Annotated in this window: 13 protein-coding genes; 9 read left to right on the forward strand and 4 right to left on the reverse strand. The window is 68.8% G+C overall.

Annotation, left to right across the window (positions count from 1 at the left end; genetic code table 11):
* Positions 1-33 precede the first annotated feature (33 nt).
* Positions 34-1,011, reverse strand: a complete 978-nt coding sequence (locus ABRP18_RS03080) for a cation transporter (RefSeq protein ID WP_349885516.1) — start codon at positions 1,009-1,011, stop codon at positions 34-36.
* On the reverse strand, positions 1,008-1,508 hold the full coding sequence (locus ABRP18_RS03085) for a hypothetical protein (RefSeq protein ID WP_231589635.1): 501 nt from the start codon (positions 1,506-1,508) through the stop codon (positions 1,008-1,010). The genes ABRP18_RS03080 and ABRP18_RS03085 overlap by 4 nt, the downstream gene beginning before the upstream one ends.
* A gap of 135 nt (positions 1,509-1,643) precedes the next feature.
* On the opposite strand from ABRP18_RS03085, the gene ABRP18_RS03090 reads away from it, so the two are divergent.
* Positions 1,644-2,033, forward strand: a complete 390-nt coding sequence (locus ABRP18_RS03090; RefSeq protein WP_046746656.1) for an SIP domain-containing protein — start codon at positions 1,644-1,646, stop codon at positions 2,031-2,033.
* 78 nt (positions 2,034-2,111) lie between these two features.
* Here the strand turns inward: ABRP18_RS03090 and ABRP18_RS03095 are convergent, their stop codons facing one another.
* Positions 2,112-2,567, reverse strand: coding sequence for an adenylyltransferase/cytidyltransferase family protein (locus ABRP18_RS03095; protein ID WP_046746655.1), 456 nt, complete (start codon positions 2,565-2,567; stop codon positions 2,112-2,114).
* A 120-nt stretch (positions 2,568-2,687) separates the two neighbouring features.
* Here ABRP18_RS03095 and ABRP18_RS03100 point away from each other — a divergent pair, with 120 nt between their 5' ends.
* On the forward strand, positions 2,688-3,908 hold the full coding sequence (locus tag ABRP18_RS03100) for a glycosyltransferase (RefSeq protein WP_349885517.1): 1,221 nt from the start codon (positions 2,688-2,690) through the stop codon (positions 3,906-3,908).
* Positions 3,909-4,002: 94 nt separating this feature from the next.
* Positions 4,003-5,025 carry a glycosyltransferase family 4 protein gene (locus tag ABRP18_RS03105; protein WP_349885518.1) on the forward strand — a complete coding sequence of 341 codons (1,023 nt, stop codon included), beginning with the start codon at positions 4,003-4,005 and terminating at the stop codon, positions 5,023-5,025.
* Between the two features lie 22 nt (positions 5,026-5,047).
* On the opposite strand, the gene ABRP18_RS03110 is transcribed toward ABRP18_RS03105, so the two are convergent.
* Positions 5,048-7,045, reverse strand: a complete 1,998-nt coding sequence (locus tag ABRP18_RS03110) for a glycosyltransferase (protein WP_349885519.1) — start codon at positions 7,043-7,045, stop codon at positions 5,048-5,050.
* Positions 7,046-7,237: 192 nt separating this feature from the next.
* On the opposite strand from ABRP18_RS03110, the gene ABRP18_RS03115 reads away from it, so the two are divergent.
* The 6 genes from ABRP18_RS03115 (at position 7,238) to ABRP18_RS03140 (ending at position 16,369) form a co-directional block, all read left to right on the forward strand.
* On the forward strand, positions 7,238-8,191 hold the full coding sequence (locus tag ABRP18_RS03115) for a glycosyltransferase family 2 protein (protein WP_242868636.1): 954 nt from the start codon (positions 7,238-7,240) through the stop codon (positions 8,189-8,191).
* Positions 8,182-8,901 carry a CDP-alcohol phosphatidyltransferase family protein gene (locus tag ABRP18_RS03120; RefSeq protein ID WP_046746653.1) on the forward strand — a complete coding sequence of 240 codons (720 nt, stop codon included), beginning with the start codon at positions 8,182-8,184 and terminating at the stop codon, positions 8,899-8,901. The genes ABRP18_RS03115 and ABRP18_RS03120 overlap by 10 nt, the downstream gene beginning before the upstream one ends.
* A complete protein-coding gene (locus tag ABRP18_RS03125; RefSeq protein ID WP_193762707.1) occupies positions 8,898-9,515 on the forward strand; it encodes a protein tyrosine phosphatase in 618 nt (205 codons plus the stop codon). The genes ABRP18_RS03120 and ABRP18_RS03125 overlap by 4 nt, the downstream gene beginning before the upstream one ends.
* Positions 9,516-9,714: 199 nt before the next feature.
* The gene (locus tag ABRP18_RS03130; RefSeq protein WP_113681754.1) at positions 9,715-10,251 is read left to right on the forward strand and encodes a DUF4352 domain-containing protein; all 537 of its coding nucleotides are present in this window, start codon (positions 9,715-9,717) and stop codon (positions 10,249-10,251) included.
* 86 nt (positions 10,252-10,337) lie between these two features.
* The gene (locus ABRP18_RS03135; RefSeq protein WP_227751424.1) at positions 10,338-15,047 is read left to right on the forward strand and encodes a PKD domain-containing protein; all 4,710 of its coding nucleotides are present in this window, start codon (positions 10,338-10,340) and stop codon (positions 15,045-15,047) included.
* Between the two features lie 11 nt (positions 15,048-15,058).
* Positions 15,059-16,369, forward strand: coding sequence for a hypothetical protein (locus tag ABRP18_RS03140; protein WP_061017332.1), 1,311 nt, complete (start codon positions 15,059-15,061; stop codon positions 16,367-16,369).
* Positions 16,370-16,387: the final 18 nt, after the last annotated feature.

Here is a 16,387-nt window from a genome sequence, read left to right on the forward strand (position 1 = left end):
CGGAGGGGCTGGCGCTGAGTGGCGGCTGGGCGTTCATCGACCGGTGTCCGCTTCGTCGGGCAGTCTCTCCACCGGCACCACCACGACGTCCTGCATCTTCCAGTCGATGTCGGTGATCCCCTCGGCGACCGCGGTCAGATCATGCAGCGCGACCTTGCGTCGGTGCGGCACGACGAAGGCCTCGATGTGGAAGACCTGACCCTGATCGCGCATGCGCACCCCTGCCTCGGCGATCCACGGGCGACTGCGCAGATACGACACGATGTCGGCGGCGAGGGGATGCGGGTGCTTGCTGTCGTAGGTGCGCGCGCGCTGATCCATCAGATCGACCACGGCCGTCCTCGTGTTGCGGAAGCCGTCCCAGACGATCCCAAGCGAGATGAAGAGCGCCGCCACGCCGTCCAGCCACCAGAGCCCGACACCCACGCCGAGCACCCCGACGATCGATGCCACCGTGGTCTGCCAGTCGGCCTTCGCCATGTCGGCGTCGGCGAAGAGGAGTTTGTTGTGCAGCACGGGGGCGAGCTTCGACTTGGCCGGGCCGTACATGAACACGGGGCCGATGATGACGACGACCATCACGGCGACCATGAGCCAACCCAGCCAGACGGTCTGCCCGAACAACTGCACCGTGCCGATCGTCGGGTGCTCGGCGGCGACCAGTCCGGTGATGGCCTCGACGGCGAGGTTCAGACCGACGGCCAGGAGCGCGACACCCGCGACGAGGTGGCCGACGCCCATGGCGCGATGCAGGCCGTACGGGTGTTTCCCTGTCGGTCGACGCCGCACGAGGAGCAGAGCCGTGAGGAACGCGATCTGCGGGATCAGCGACAGCATGTCCTCGATCCACGCGGTCCGCATCGCCTGCGACCCCCCGACCACGAGAGCGATGACGGCGATCGTGATCGACGTGTAGACGATCGTGAAGATCTCCCACTTCACCGCGCTGCGGATCGCGCGCTGCTGCTTCGGCGGCAGGGTGGTGCGCCCGAACTGCCCGGTCTCGGTCATCCGCCGACCTCCTCGTCGAGGAAGGTCTCGAGCTTCGTCAGGAACGCGTTCTCGCCGAGCGGGACGAGCATGACGATCTCGCGACCGTTCGCCCCCTGGATCTGCGTGTATCCACGGCTCACGCCGGCCTTGTCCACCCACGGGGTGTCTGAGGTGATACCTCCGGCGATGAGGTCGAGCTCGCCGTCCTCGAGCATCGACACCAGCGTCTCCTCCGAGGCGACCGTCCAGTCGGTCTCTGCGTCGATGCTCGAGGCGAACTCATCCACCAGGTCGACGATGCTCCCGCTCGGCGCACCACCGTCGACATGGACGAGGTCGCCGTCCGGCGCGGTTCCGACGCGCAGTTCGCCGCCCGACACGGTGCTCAGCGTTCCGTCCGGGTCGGCGGGCACGGTGACGCCGCAGCCGCTGAGCGAGGTCGCCAGGAGCAGGGCGCCGAGGATCGAGGCCGCCCGCGGCTGGAAGCGTTCGCGGCGTGACGATGGTCTGTTCACGCCAGCAGGATGCTCCCGCTGAGCGCCACGGCACAGGTGGTTGACGAGGTGAGGGAGAGCGCGTTAGCGCCGAGACGGAGCGCCGCATCGGATCCATCTCTTGTAAGTAAGGGTGCCCTTACTTACACTGGGGGCATGGGCGCATGCGAACACCTGGAAGACCCCGACTGGGACGACATCGAGGGTGCCGTGCTCATCGCCGGCGATGCGGCCGATGCCGGGTTCATCGCACGCATCGCCGCGCGGCTGCCGTGGGACGCCCAGGGGGTCGTCATCCTCGAGGCGGCGGCGCGTATCCAGTTCCGACACATCGACGTCCCCGACGGGGTGTCGGTGCGGTGGCTGGTTCGCGGAGACGGTACCAGGGCCCACACGCGAGGAGAGAGGCTTGCGAACGCGGTGCATGCCTGGTGTGTCGAATGGGCCTGCAGCGAGCCGCCTTCGCAGTGGACGGTCTGGCTCGGGCCGCACACGCCACCGCACGTGGCCCGCATGGCGCGGAGCCTCCTCGGCGTCGCCAATTGAGCTGCGCGAGGGCCAATTGAGCTGCGCGAAGGCAGACCGGGCGGATCGACCGGGTGACCCCGGTGACCGCTCAGGCGCTCAGCGCACCGAGGCGACGGCGGGAGCGTTCGCCCCGGCGGTGATCGCGTCGAGGGCGCGGCGCAGCGACGAACTCGACGTGTGCGCCGTGTACGGGAAGTACACGACCTCGACCCCGACCTCGGCGAACTCGCGCTCCAAGCGCAGGCCCTTGTCGGTGCCGCGCCAGTCGTCGCCCTTGAAGAAGTGCGTGAACTGCACGTCGCGCCACGAGTCCATCTTCGAAGGCGTCGTCTCGACGTAGACGTCGTCGACGAACGAGATGTGCTTCACGATCTCCGCACGCTCCGCGGTCGGGATGACGGGCTCGATGCCCTTCACCTGACGCAGCATCTCGTCGCTGACGACACCGGCGATCAGAATGTCGCAGTGCTGCTTGGCGTGACGAAGTAGATTCAGATGCCCGACGTGAAACAGGTCGAAAGCACCAACGGCATAGCCGATACGCGTCCCCATGATCTCCCCAGATCAGTAATTCCCCAGTAAGCGGATCCCCATCCGCTCCGCGACTCCCACAGCCGCGGTTCGAGAGTCTAGCAGGTTCGGGTTTCCTTCCGCATAGGAACCCGTGGAACGATGGAGGCCGCACGCGATGCGCGTGAGGGACAGGGGGCGGACGTGGGGGCACGGGTCACGGTCATCGTGCCGACGTTCAACGAGCGCGACAACGTCGCCGAGCTCGTGGCGCGCACGGCCGCAGCGCTCGACGGGTGGGACGCGGAGATCCTGTTCGTCGACGACAGCACGGACGATACGGCAGTCGAGATCGCCAGGGTCGCGGCGGACGCGCCGATCCCCGTGCGCGTGCTCCACCGCTCCGAGAACACCGGGGGTCTGGGCGGCGCGGTCGTCGTCGGGCTCGGGGCTGCCGCGGCCGACGTCTGCATCGTGATGGACGGCGATCTCCAGCATCCGCCCGAGCTCCTCCCCGCCCTCCTCGCCCGGTATGCGCAGGGGGACGCCGATGTCGTCGCCGCGTCGCGCTACGTCGGCGGAGGGGATACGAGCGGTCTCGGCACGGCGGTGCGCTTCGGCGTCTCCCGCGTGGCGACCTGGCTCACCAGGGCCATGTTCCCGATCCGCCTGGCCCACAGCACCGACCCGATGACCGGTTTCTTCCTCGTCGACCGCGCGCGCCTCGACCTCTCCACGCTCCAGCCTCGCGGTTTCAAGATCCTCCTGGAGGTCCTGGCCCGCAACGACATGCGCATCACCGAGGTGCCGATGGAGTTCGCCGAGCGTCGCCATGGCACCTCGAAGGCGAGCCTGCGTCAGGGGGCGATGTTCCTCGAGCACCTCGCGCGACTGCGCTTCGGCAAGATGTCGCTGTTCGCACTGATCGGCGTGATCGGAGCAGCAGCGAACCTCGGCATCATGTGGGTGCTGACGGCCGCGGGCGTGCCGTACATCTGGGCGGCGATCATCGGAGCCGAGGTCACGATCATCGGCAACTTCCTGCTGCAGGAGCGGTTCGTGTTCGCCGACATGCGCACGGATGCCCGTGGTCTCGGCATCCGCTTCGCCAGCTCCTTCGCCTTCAACAACGTCGAGGCGGCTCTGCGCATCCCGGTGATGGCGCTGATGGTCGAGTCGTGGCACATCTCGAGCGTCGTCGCGACAGGCCTCTCGCTCATCGTGGCGTTCTTCGCCCGGTTCCTGTTCCACTCGCTCGTCGTGTACGCGCCGAAGCGTCGGAGCAAGGACCATGCGGTCGGCGTCGAGCCGCCCACCGACACCGCGGCGCAACGCGTGATCAGGGCGATCGACGCCGAGGTGATGAAGCCCGGCGAGCTCTAGCGCCGGAGCGCGAAGGCGGGGCTCGAAGGCAGAGCGAAGCGGTCTCCGGAACTTCTCTCTTGCCAGGATCCGTGGCGAGGTCCATAGTTGGCTCGTGGAATCCGAGGGCAGTCCCTCCCTGACTCTCACCTGGGCGCATCGAGCCGAACAGTCGGCGCGCGCCTGGGAGCAGAGCCACGCCAGGGGAGAGGTGCCCAGTGTCTGGCCGTACGGCTTCGATGCGCTACGCGACCACGCGGCCGTGGAGGTGGTCGACCTCGCCCCGCCGAGCAGAATCGCACGGGCTCGCTCGCGACTCTCCCTGGGGCCGCGTCCCGCCCGCGGTCTTGCGCTCACCTGGGATGAGAACACGGCCTATCGGATGCAGACCACGCACCCGCGGGATCGCTTCGCCACCGGCGTGATCTGGCTCACCGACATGGCCGAGACAGACGGAGCACCGGAGCGGATGCTGGCGATGCTGCGCAGGGCGGAGGCCGCCTGGGTGCTCAGCGAGGCGCAGGTCGAGCCGCTGCGCACGATGCTGGGGGGAACGCAGACGCGGGTGTTCGCGGTGCCCTTCGGCATCGACAGCTCCTTCTTCGTCGCGAGGCCCTACCCGGCGCGGCCGTGCATCGTCAGCGCCGGCAACGACAGAGACCGCGACCCGGCGACTCTCTTCGCGGCGCTCGCGCGTGTGCTCGCCATCCGTCCGGAGACGGACGTGGTCGTGCAGACCCGTTCGGACCTCGACCCGCCGGAGGGGGTGCGGGTCGTCCGCCATCTGCCGCACGCCGAGCTGCGTGACCTCTATGCCACGGCGAGCGTCGTGGTCGTTCCGACCAGGGAGAACCTCCACGCATCCGGGATGACTGTCGCGCTCGAAGCCCTCGCGACGGCCCGTCCGGTCGTGGTCTCCGATACCCCGGGGATGCGCCAGTACGTCGGTGAGGGGCGCACCGGTCACCTCGTTCCCGCTGAGGATCCCGCCGAGCTCGCCCTCGCGCTGCTCCGTCTTCTCGATCACCCCGAGCGCGCCGCCGAGCTCGGGCGGAACGGGCGCATCGAGGTCGAGCGGCAGTTCACCACGCAAGTGATGGTCGCCGCCCTGGTGCGGGGGCTGCTGACCCCGAGGTGACCGCGTCGCGGCCCACCGTCGTCTAGCGCTTCGCGCCGCGTCGCTTCACTCGCACGGCCGCGCGGAACGCGTCGGCGTGGGCACGGCCTGCATCGGCCCAGTCCCGTCGGGAGAGGTCGGGCGAACCCGTCAGCGTGGTCGCCGCCCGCCACGCCTCCACCACGGTCGGAGCATCGAGGTCTCCGTCGTACATGAGCACCCACTCCTGACCGACTTCGCGTCCGAGCGCTTCGTTCGCCTCGTTGCGGGGCACGAGCACGGGTCGGTCCATCGACAGGGCGGCGAGCACGCTGCCCGAGTTGTGCATGAACCGGTAGGCCAGCACGATGAGGTCGGAAGACGTCGCGAGCTGCACGAGCTCGGCATCGCTCAGGAAGTCGAGGTGCAGGCTCACTCCGGGGAGGTCTGCCGTCCGTGCACGGAGGTCATCGCCGAGCTCGGGGGTGGACGGGCGTCCGCCGATCCGCAGGCTCAAAGCCGGTTCCACCGCGACAGCCTCCGCATAGGCGTCGATGAACCCCTCGAGGCCCTTATAGCGGCGGATCCCGCCGAAGGAGCCGAGCTGGCCCCGAACCTTCTCCGCAGCGGGGAACTTCGCGTACCAGCCGCGGTAGTCGCCGTGCAGGATCAAGCTGTGCGGCGTGCCGGGCGCGAGCGGGGTGGTCTCGTTGATGACGATCCGGTAGTCGGTGTGGCGGTCGATGAAACGCAGCAGCCACAGGCGCGGCGCGTTGTCGTCCGGCAGCTCGATGTTGTGCACCGTGCGCACCACGGCGATCCGACGCGACAGGCGGTGACGGAAGACGAGCGCGGCGGTGAGCAGATACTTGCCCGTGGACTTCCACCAGGTGGATCCGTGCAGCTTCGCCTCCGGCCAGTGCCAGTGGAAGGCGTCGTAGCGCCCGAACAGCGCAGTGCCCCACGAGAACCGCAGACGCGTGAGGCCCTCGGTCGAGCCCAGTGCTTCGTCGAGCATCTTGTTGTACGGGTTCGTCGTCGGACGGGGAGCGCCCAACGACTGCATCACGCGGATGGTCGATCCGGGAACGGTCATGGTGGCGTCATCCTCCGATGGGCGTCGGTACTCGTCGTAGCGTCGACCGAGGGCGGCGGCGATCGTGCCCCGTCCGCGGTGCATGAGCCGGGTTCCCCTGGCGTGATGGGTGATGTTCGAGGTCAGGGCGCCGAAGGCTCTCCGCAGGGCGCCGACGACGATACGGGCCACGCCTCCGACCAGAGCCCGCAGTCGCAGCACCCCGCGGCGGAACTTCCCGTCGGTGAGCTGGAGCTGGATGCGGGTGCCCGCGTTCGCCGAGCTGAAGGCACGCTGTGCCGCCCAGGCGCGGCTCAGGCGCGCGGCGACGACGAGGTCTTCCGTCTCGGACTCGTTGCACCACACGATCAAGCCGCCTCGGCGGGCGAGCTGCCGGGAGAAGAGTGTGTCCTCGCCGCCGCCGAGACCGAGCGAAGGGTCGAACCGCAGACCGAGCCGCCGGATGGAGCGGAGGTCCAGCAGCAGGTTGCCCGCCGCTGCCACCTGGAGCACGGTGCCCGTCTCCCTTGGCGGCCGTCGGAAGGTGCCGGATGCGAGGAGCCACGGGTCGACGTCCTCGTCGAAGACGGAGATCACGCGCCCCATCACGGCATCGGCGCCGTGTTCGCGCCACACCTCGATGAGCGCGGAGAGCCACCGCTCTCGCGGGACCTCGTCGTCGTCGATGAAGGCCAGCAGGTCGCGGTCGGCGCACTCGTCCAGGAGGCGGTTGCGAGCGGCGACGATCCCCGGCTCGGGTTCGACGACGTAGCGGACCGGGACGCTCGCACCGGCGGCCACCTCCCTGGCGGAGCCGGAGGGATCGTTGTCCACCACCAGCACGTCCACCGTGACCCCGAGGTCTGCGCACTCGGCGATCCGCTCGGGAAGCGTGCGCAGCAGCGCTCGGAGCAGCTCCGGCCTCCGGTACGTGGGTACGCCGATCGTCACTCTGATCATGTCGTTCGATTCCGGTCCCCTGGTCATCCGCCCCATCCCCATGGCAGTATCGCGCCTCGACTCCGACGCCGGCTCATCGTATCGTGAACCCCTGAAGCCGCTCGTCGAGGAAGCTCTCGCGTATAGTCGTTCACCTGGGAGTCGACGTCGGTCGCGACTCTGGGGAATTCGACCGGCGACCCGAGGCGATCCGTGATCCGGATCCGGGGGGAGGATCGCGTGTCAATCGAGCACGGACGGCTTGCCGTGGTCGTGGTCAACTACGCCTCGGCGGGGTTGCTCGAGCGCAACCTGGTGATGGTGGAGCGCGAGGCGCGCGCGATCGATCAGCATGCGCTCGTCATCGTCGTCGACAACTGGTCGAACGCCGAAGAACGGCGCGCTGCCGCGACGATCGCCGACGCGCAGGGCTGGCTCCTGATCGAACCGCGATCCAACTCGGGCTTCGGCGGCGGGGTCAACATCGGGGTGACGCGCGCGCTCGCCGAGGGTGCCACCGACGTCCTCGTGATCAATCCGGACGCGCACATCGATCGCGCGTCGCTGCGCCGACTGGCCGCAGCCACCGACGCCGAGCGCACGACTCTCGCCTCACCGGTCATCACGGACTCGGACGGCAAGACCTGGTTCGCCGGGATCGATCTCCTGCTCGCCGACGGCACCATGCGCGCACGCCGCAAGCGCGACGCCGGGGACACCCAGCCGTTCGAACCATGGTTGAGCGGGGCCTGCCTGTGGATCACGCGCGAGGTCTGGGATCTCGCCGGCGGGTTCGACGACGAATACTTCCTCTACTGGGAGGACGTCGACTTCTCGCGTCGTGTCGTGTCGGCCGGCGGATCGCTGGCCCTCGTCGAGGACGCCAGGGCCGTGCACGACGAGGGAGGCACGCAGCGCGCGGAGCCCGAGACCTCACGCGCCAAGTCCGAGGGCTACTACTACTACAACATCCGCAATCGGATGCTCTACGCCGTGCGCCATCTCGATGACGAGGCCGTGCAGCGCTGGCGCCGGTCCATCCCGCGCACCGCCAGGGAGGTCATCCTCCGCGGTGGCCGACGACAGCTGATCCAGTCGCCCGCTCCGATCCGGGCCTATCTTCGCGGTGTGCGCGAAGCCCGACGGATCGCGCGGACGCACACCTCGGGCCAGAAGGGCAGGAAATGGTCGTAGACGCCTATCACCGTCTCGCACGCGCGCAGAAGGGGCACGCTCGTGGGGCGCCCGCCTACTCGGTGTACGTCAATCGGCGCATCGGTCGGGTGCTCGCCGCCGTCGCGTATCGGATCGGTCTCACCCCGAACCAGGTGTCGATCATCAGCGCGGTGCACTCCTTCATCGCGATCGGCCTCATCGCGTTCGGCCCCGTGAACGTGCCCATGGGCCTCCTGATCGCTCTGCTGCTGGTGCTCGGCTACGCCTGGGACTCGGCCGACGGTCAGGTGGCGCGTCTGCGCGGCGGGGGAAGCCCCCAGGGCGAGTGGCTCGATCACTTCATCGACACGCTCAAGATCGCCTCCCTACACCTCGCCGTGCTGATCGGGCTCTATCGGGTGCTTCCCGACACGCCTCTTCTCCTGCTGATCCCGATCGTGTTCAGCATCGTCGCCACGACCACGTTCTCGGGAATGCTCCTGAACGATCTACTCAAGGGCAAGCACGCGGTGGCGTCGACCCACGAGCGAGGAGGCGGGACCCTGCTGCGCTCGCTCATCCTGCTGCCGACGGACTTCGGGCTGGTGTGCCTCGTGTTCGTGCTGTGGGGGTGGACGCCGGCATTCCTCGTCGGCTACGGCGCTCTGTGCCTGGCCGCTGTCCTGTTCCTCGCGCTCGCCGCGGTGAAGTGGTTCCGCGAGATCGGAAGGCTCGGTGCCTCCGCATGACGCACGAGAAGATCCTGGTCGTGTGCGCGGCTAACGTGTGCCGGTCGCCGTTGGCCGAGCTGGCTCTTCGTCGCGGGCTCGGCGCGGATTCCCCCATCACCGTGAGCAGTGCCGGTGTGCGGGCGAACGCCGGCGACCCGATCTGCGCGGCGGTGGCCTCGGTCCATGAGGACGAGGAATGGCAGGCCTGGGCGCAGGAGCATCGGGCGCAGCCGGTGACGATCGAGCAGGTCGAGCAGGCGAGCATCGTGCTGACCGCATCGCGCGACATCCGTGGCGAACTGGTGAGGATGGCACCGCGTTCGCGTGACTGGATGTTCACGATCAAGGAAGCCGCCCATCTGGGGGAGGGCTTCTCGTCCTCCGCCTCCGACCGCGTGGTGGAGTACGTGGCGCACCTCGACCGTGCACGTTCCCGCGCCGTCCCGCTGACACCGCCTGGGGGCCCCGGGGCACGCCTGCGTCAGCTGTTCCAGGCCCGGGGGACCGTCGATCCGACGAGCATCGCCGATCGGCACGGGAGTCGCGGTCACCTGGAGACGATCCACGAGGTCGATGCCGCCATCGCGACGGTCCTCGCACAGCTCACGGGCCATCGTCGACACGCGTCCTGACCGGGCACTTGTGGTTTTCCAGACCTCACACTAGGATTAGCCGACGCCGCGTTCCGCGCGGTTGAAGGGGACCTGAAGCCGAGGGGGCTTCGGGATTGAGGAATCTGGGTTCTGGGGAGCTGCAGTGTTCAACGTTTCATCATGCCGTTCTGGGGACGGCACTTCGCGCTCACGACGCGCGATCTTCGTCGCGCCTCTGGTGGCGCTGGCACTCGTGACGGCCGGTTGCACCGCTGCCGCGCCGAGCGCTTCGGAATCGCCGGCGCCGGCAGGCACCAGCACCACCGACTGGACGCCGCCCGCCGACACCGAGGCCCAGGGGCCCACGGAAGGCCCGGCGCTCACAGAGGAGAACGGAGCGCTCGACGCGCCCATCTCCCTCTCCACCGACATGGTCGTCACGATCGACAAGATCTCGACCACGACGATCAAGCCCGAGACGCCCGGCGAGTACGCCGGACCCGCCGTGGTCGTCACGCTGACCGTGGCCAACGACTCGAAGCGTGCGCAGAGCGTCGACTCCGCGGTCGTCAGTCTCGTCACGGACGACGGCGACATCGGGGTCTCCACGACTGCCGGCCCGAACGAACCCCTGCAGGGTGAGGTCGCCGCGGGCGCGAAGACCACCGGCACCTACGTCTTCATGCTCGATCCGACGCAGGGGCGCTCGGTGAAGATCAGCGTCAACTACGCCGCAGGCGAGCCGGTGGCCACCTTCGCCGGCCAGCTGTCCTGACGCGCACGTAATCACTCGCATCACTTTCGTTTTTCATTTGCACTAACTCATTTTCGAAGAAGAAAACTGGCGGCTGGGGAGTCACTATGGGGAACACATCGACCACGAGGCGAGCGCTGAGCGCACTCGCGTCTGTCGTGACGGCGGCGTTGCTCGTCGCAGGCATGACGACACTGGGAGCGCAGGCGGCGTCAGCAGACGTCCCCTCGACCCCACCGCCTCTGCTGCAGCGTGACGACAACGTCGTCACCTCGGATCCGATTCCGACGGTGCAGATCGACAACGGCTACGTCTGGGCGCAGACGATGATCGGGTCGACCGTCTATGCGGTCGGCAAGTTCGACAACGCCAGGGCCCCGCTCGCCACGCCGGGAACGAGCCTGACGGCCCGCTCCAACGTGCTCGCCTACGACATCAACACGGGTCAGCTGCTCTCGTTCGCGCCGCAGGTGAACGGTGTGATCAAGGCCGTCGCCGCGTCGCCGGACGGCAGCCGCATCTACATCGGCGGATCGTTCAACTCCGTCAACGGTCAGGCCCGCTGGAACTTCGCGGCCCTCGATGCCGTGACCGGCCAGCTCGTGGCCGGCTTCAACCCGTCGATCGGCGGCAGCGGTGTCTACGCCCTCGCAACCTCCGGCACCAGCGTCTACGTGGGCGGGCTGTTCACGCAGGGCAACGGCACCGCCCGTAAGAACCTCGCCGGCTTCAACGCCGCCAACGGAGCCCTGTTGAGCTGGGCGCCGCAGACCGACCTCCAGGTCGACGCGATGGTCATGGACCCCGCGGGGCAGAACGTCATCGCCGCCGGGCGCTTCTCGCAGGTCAACGGCGACCTGACGATGCGCGGAACCGTGGCACTGGACAAGGCGACCGGCGCGGTCGACACGTCCTGGGCACTCCCGCAGACGGTCAAGAACGGCTCGAACACGGGCTCGAACTCCGGCAAGGCCGGCATCTTCGGTCTCGCCGCCGACGACAAGGCCGTGTACGGCACCGGCTGGGTCTACGCCGACGCCGCCACGGGAAACCTGGAGGGGACCTTCGCGGCGGAAGCAGGGACGGGCCAGGTCCGCTGGATCGCCGACTGCCTCGGGGACCACTACGGCGTGTACTCCACCGGCAAGGTCGTCTACACGACCAGCCACACGCACGCGTGCGGCACGATGAGCCTGCACCCGGAGCAGAACCCGCGCACGCACCGCTACTCGGAGGCGTACACGGCGGATGCTCGCGGCTCGCTGGGCAACCAGCCCGCAGCCGGCGGCACCTACAAGAACTGGGCGGGCACTCCTGCACCGTCGCCCTACGCCTGGACGCCCGACTGGGCCGTCGGTGTGACGACGGGCATGGGACAGGCCGGTCTGTCGATCACGGGCGCAGGCAACATGATCTCGATCGGCGGTGAGTTCCGGTCCGTGAACAACGGCCGCTTCGAGGGACTCGTGCGCTTCTCGACGAACCCCCCTGGCGGAGCCAAGGACGGTCCCCGTCTCGCGGCGGCGAACTGGACCGGCACGGCGCAGTCGTTCATCCCCGGTCGCGTCCGGGTGTCGATCCCGGCCAACTGGGACCGCGACGATCTGACGCTCACGTACGAGCTCCGTCGCACCGGCACGGCCACGCCGGTCGCCACGACCACAGCCAACGGCACGTGGTGGAACCGGCCGTCCGTCACCCTCGAGGACAAGACGGCGACACCGGGATCGCAGCAGGAGTACACGGTCAGCGCCAAGGACAGCGCGGGAAACACCGTCAGCAGCCAGGCCATGAGCGTCACGGTCGCATCGGGAACGGTCTCGAGCTACACGAACGCGATCTCGGCCGACAACCCGCAGCTCTACTACCCGCTGGGCACCGCGGCGCAGGACTGGGCGGGCGCGAACCCTCCCGTGTTCGGCTCCGGCGTGACGTCGTCGGCTTCGGGCGTGGAGAACACCGCGACCGGCGCATCGACGTTCAGCGGAACCTCGTCGGGGCGAGCCTCTTCGACCGACAAGATCGCCGCATCGACGGAGTTCTCCACGGAGCTGTGGTTCAAGACCAACACCACCACCGGTGGCAAGCTGCTCGGCTACGGGTCGGCGGCCTCGGGCGACTCCACGAGCTACGACCGTCATCTCTACATGACGAACAACGGGCGTCTGGTGTTCGGCACCTACAACGGCAGCACGCAGACGATCCAGAACACCACGGCGCTGAACAACAACGCCTGGCACCATGCGGTGGCCACGCAGAGCGCTGACGGCATGAAGCTGTACATCGACGGCGTGCTCGTCTCGTCCGCGGCCGGCGCGACCACCGCCGAGAACTACGTCGGGTACTGGCGTGTCGGCGGGGACAACCTCAACAGCTGGCCCTCCGCACCGAGCTCGAGCAACTTCAAGGGAGCTCTCGACGAGGTCGCGGTGTACCCCTACGCGCTCACCGCCGCGCAGGTGCAGACCCACTACGGCATCGGCAAGGGCTTCCAGCCGCCGACCGCGGCCTTCACCTCGACGCCGACGGATCTCGCCGTGGCATTCGACGCCAGCACGTCCGCGCCGACCGGCTCGGCCACGATCACCGGCTACCGCTGGGACTTCGGGGACGACTCGGCCACCGCGACGGGTAAGACGGTGTCGCACACCTACACGGCGGCGGGCACGTACACCGTCAAGCTCACCGTGACCGACAGCAACGGCCTGGCCACCACGACGGAGAACCCCGTCACGGTGCAGGCGGCCAACGTCCTTCCGACCGCGTCCTTCGAGCTGTCGGGCACCGGGCTCTCGGTCTCGGCCGACGCCTCGGCATCGACCGATTCGGACGGCACGATCGCCTCGTACGACTGGAACTGGGGCGACGGTTCGACGTCCTCCGGCCAGGTCGCCAGCCATGTGTACGCCTCGGCGGGCACGCGCACGGTCACTCTGACGGTCACCGACAACCGCGGTGGCACGGCGACGACGACGCGGGAGTCCGTCACGACCCACGCGAATCCGGTCGCTACCTTCACCGCGACGGCGTCGGGGATGAACGTGGACGTCTCGGCCGCGGGCTCGAGCGCCTCCGACGGCGCGACGCTGTCGTACTCCTGGAACTGGGGTGACGGCACAGCCGCGGGCAGCGGTGCGACCGCCGGTCACACCTACGCCCAGCCCGGTGCGCACGACATCACGCTCACGGTGACCGACAGCCTCGGCGGATCGGCCAGCGTCACGAAGTCCGTGACCGTCCAGGCTCAGGTGTTCGCCGCGTCCGACTCCTTCGGTCGTGTCGTGTCGAGCGGATGGGGCGCGGCCGACATCGGCGGCACCTGGGCGCCGATGAGCGGTTCGGCCGCCGTCACCTCCGTCGGCGACGGCGTCGGCAAGGTGAACCTCACGCCGGGTGAGACGCGCGAGATGCTGCTGCAGGGAACGTCTCTCCTCGACACGTCCGCGCGCATCACCTACACGCTGGCCTCCGGCCCGTCGACGGGTGTGGCCTACGAAGGACTCGGTGCACGTCGCTCCGGCTCCAACGGGTACCGCGCACTCGCGTGGCACCGGGCGGACGGGACCACGTGGCTCGTGATCCACCGCAACGGAACCGCGATCGCCAGCACCGCCGTCGCCGGTCTCACCTGGACCGCGGGAAGCACGTTCAACCTCGCCATGGAGACGACGGGGTCCGGGACGACGACCATCCGCGCGAAGCTGTGGGCTGCCGGAGCTGCGGAGCCCGCCAACTGGCAGCTCTCCACGACGGACACGACGCCCGCCTTGCAGGTCGCGGGGGCGCCGACGGTCTTCTCCTACCGCGCAGGCAGCGCGACCGGCACCAACCTGGCGAGCTTCGACGACTTCACGCTGAAGAACCTCGGGGCGGCGACACCGCAGCCCGAGCCGCAGCCGGAGCCGCAGCCGCAGCCGAACGTGCCGCCGACCGCGGCCTTCACGGCGACGACCACGGGGCTGACCGTGAACGTCAACGGTGGGGCATCGACCGACTCGGACGGCACCATCGCCTCCTATGCCTGGAACTTCGGAGACGGATCGACGGGCACGGGGGCGACCAGCTCGCGGGCGTACACCGCGGCGGGCACCTACACGGTGACCCTCACGGTGACGGACGACAAGGGGGCCACCCACACCGCGACCCAGCAGGTCACGGTCACGGCACCGCCGGTCGACCCGCAGCCTCAGCCCAACCCGGCCGCGCTCGCGAGCGATGAGTTCGACCGCACGGCGGGGCCCGGCTGGGGAACCGCGGTCACGGGCGGAGCGTGGACGATCGCCGGCGGTTCGCAGGCGGCGGCGACCGTCGCTGACGGCCAGGGCAAGCTGAGTCTGGTCGCGGGGGACACCCGCCACGCCACGCTCAACTCGACCTCGATCGGCGACGCGATCCTCGAGACGCAGTTCCGCGTCGACCAGGCTCCTGCCGCTGGCGGCGCCTACGTCGGCGTGATCGCGAGGCAGACCGCTGCCGGGAAGTACTTCGCCCGTGCGTGGCTCCGTCCTGACGGAACCGTCTGGCTCGTGGTCCACCGCGAGGGAACGGTGCTGCTGACGCAGGCGGTACCCGGACTCGTGTGGGCGGCGAACACGTCGTACAGCCTCAAGGTCTCCGTCACCGGATCGGCCTCCACCGCCATCTCGGCGAAGATCTGGGCGACCGGCACGACAGAGCCCGCGAACTGGCAGATCAACGCGACGGACACGACTCCGCTCGCTGCGGGTTCCGTCGGTCTCAGCGGCAACCGGTCGGGCAGCTCCACGGCGCCCCTGAACGTCTCGTTCGATTCGTTCCGCGTCACCGCGCCCCAGTAAGATCCTGACGCATGGCCACTGCTGTTCCGATCGCGCTCCTCGCCGTCGGAGGAATCGCAGCAGTGGCCATCGTCGTGTTCGTGCTCAGGCTGCTGCCGCGCACGGCGTTCGTGGGCTGGGCCTGCGTCCTCTTCTTCGTGCCGCTCTGGGTCGGCGTCAACATCGGCTTCTACTGGGCCGCGATCACGCTGCTGACCGCCCTGATGATCATCGTCAACTGGTCGGTCGTCCCGCTGCGCGCCGCAGATGCCTGGGTCGTGGCATTCGTCATCGTGATCGTCGGGCTGTACGGCTTCGGAACGGTCGATCTCCCGTCGCTCGTCGCCGCTCTGCTCGAATGGGTCATCCCCTATCTCTGGGGACGCGTGGTGCTCGCCCGGGTCGCGCCGGAATGGGTCACGTCGACGATCGCGGTCGTCGCCATCGTGGCAGCCGTCCTCGGCATCATCGAGTTCTTCACCTCCCTTAATCCCTTCGTCCTGATCCCCGGATCCGGCGTGGTCTACGACACCTGGAGTCCTCTCCAGGAACGCGGCGGGGTGCTGAGGGTCGAGGGCGCGTTCGGCCACTCGATCGCCCTGGGAGCGGCGCTGGCGATGTCGTCGGCGTTCATCGTGGCGACGAAGTGGCGGCTGATCCCGAAGATCGGCGGCGTGGTGATCGTCGCGGTGGCGACGGTGCTGACGTTCAGCCGCGCCGGACAGCTCACCCTCGTGCTCACGCTGGTGCTGTCCACGTTCCTCATCGTCGGGGTGTCCACGCGGTTCCGGGTCGCCGTCGTCACGGCCGGTGTCATCGGCACCGCCATCGCCATCCCGATCATCGACTCCGTCTTCGGGGCGGCGGGTGACGAGGCGGGCGGCAGCGCGGACTACCGGACCGATCTCCTGGTGCTCCTCCAGCAGGTGCAGCTCTTCGGCAACCCGGGGGACTGGCACTCGCTCGTCTCGGGGGACTACTACCTCGGCTACTTCGCGCGCTCCGTCGACAACGCGCTCGTCCTCACTCTGCTCCGGTACGGGTACGTCCCCACACTGCTGATCATGGCCGCCCTGGTCTGCGCGGCGATCATGACCGTACGACGCTCGACCAGGAGCCCGGCGTCGATCGCCGTCGTCGGACAGCTGCCGAGCCTCGTGGTGGTGGCGTTGATCACGCAGTACAGCATGTTCCTCTGGTTCTGCGTGGGCCTGGCGATCACGTGGGCGCGCGACGCGGACGTGATCGGCAGAGGGGGGCAGCAGTCAGAGGAAGCACTCCAAGACGGGCTCGGACCCGTGCACCGGCAGCGCCTCGTCGGGAAGCCCCCTGCACAATCATGAGGTCGCAGGAACGAACAC

The sequence above is a fragment of the Microbacterium sp. WHRI 7836 genome (assembly GCF_040223885.2).
GTDB lineage: Bacteria > Actinomycetota > Actinomycetes > Actinomycetales > Microbacteriaceae > Microbacterium > Microbacterium oxydans.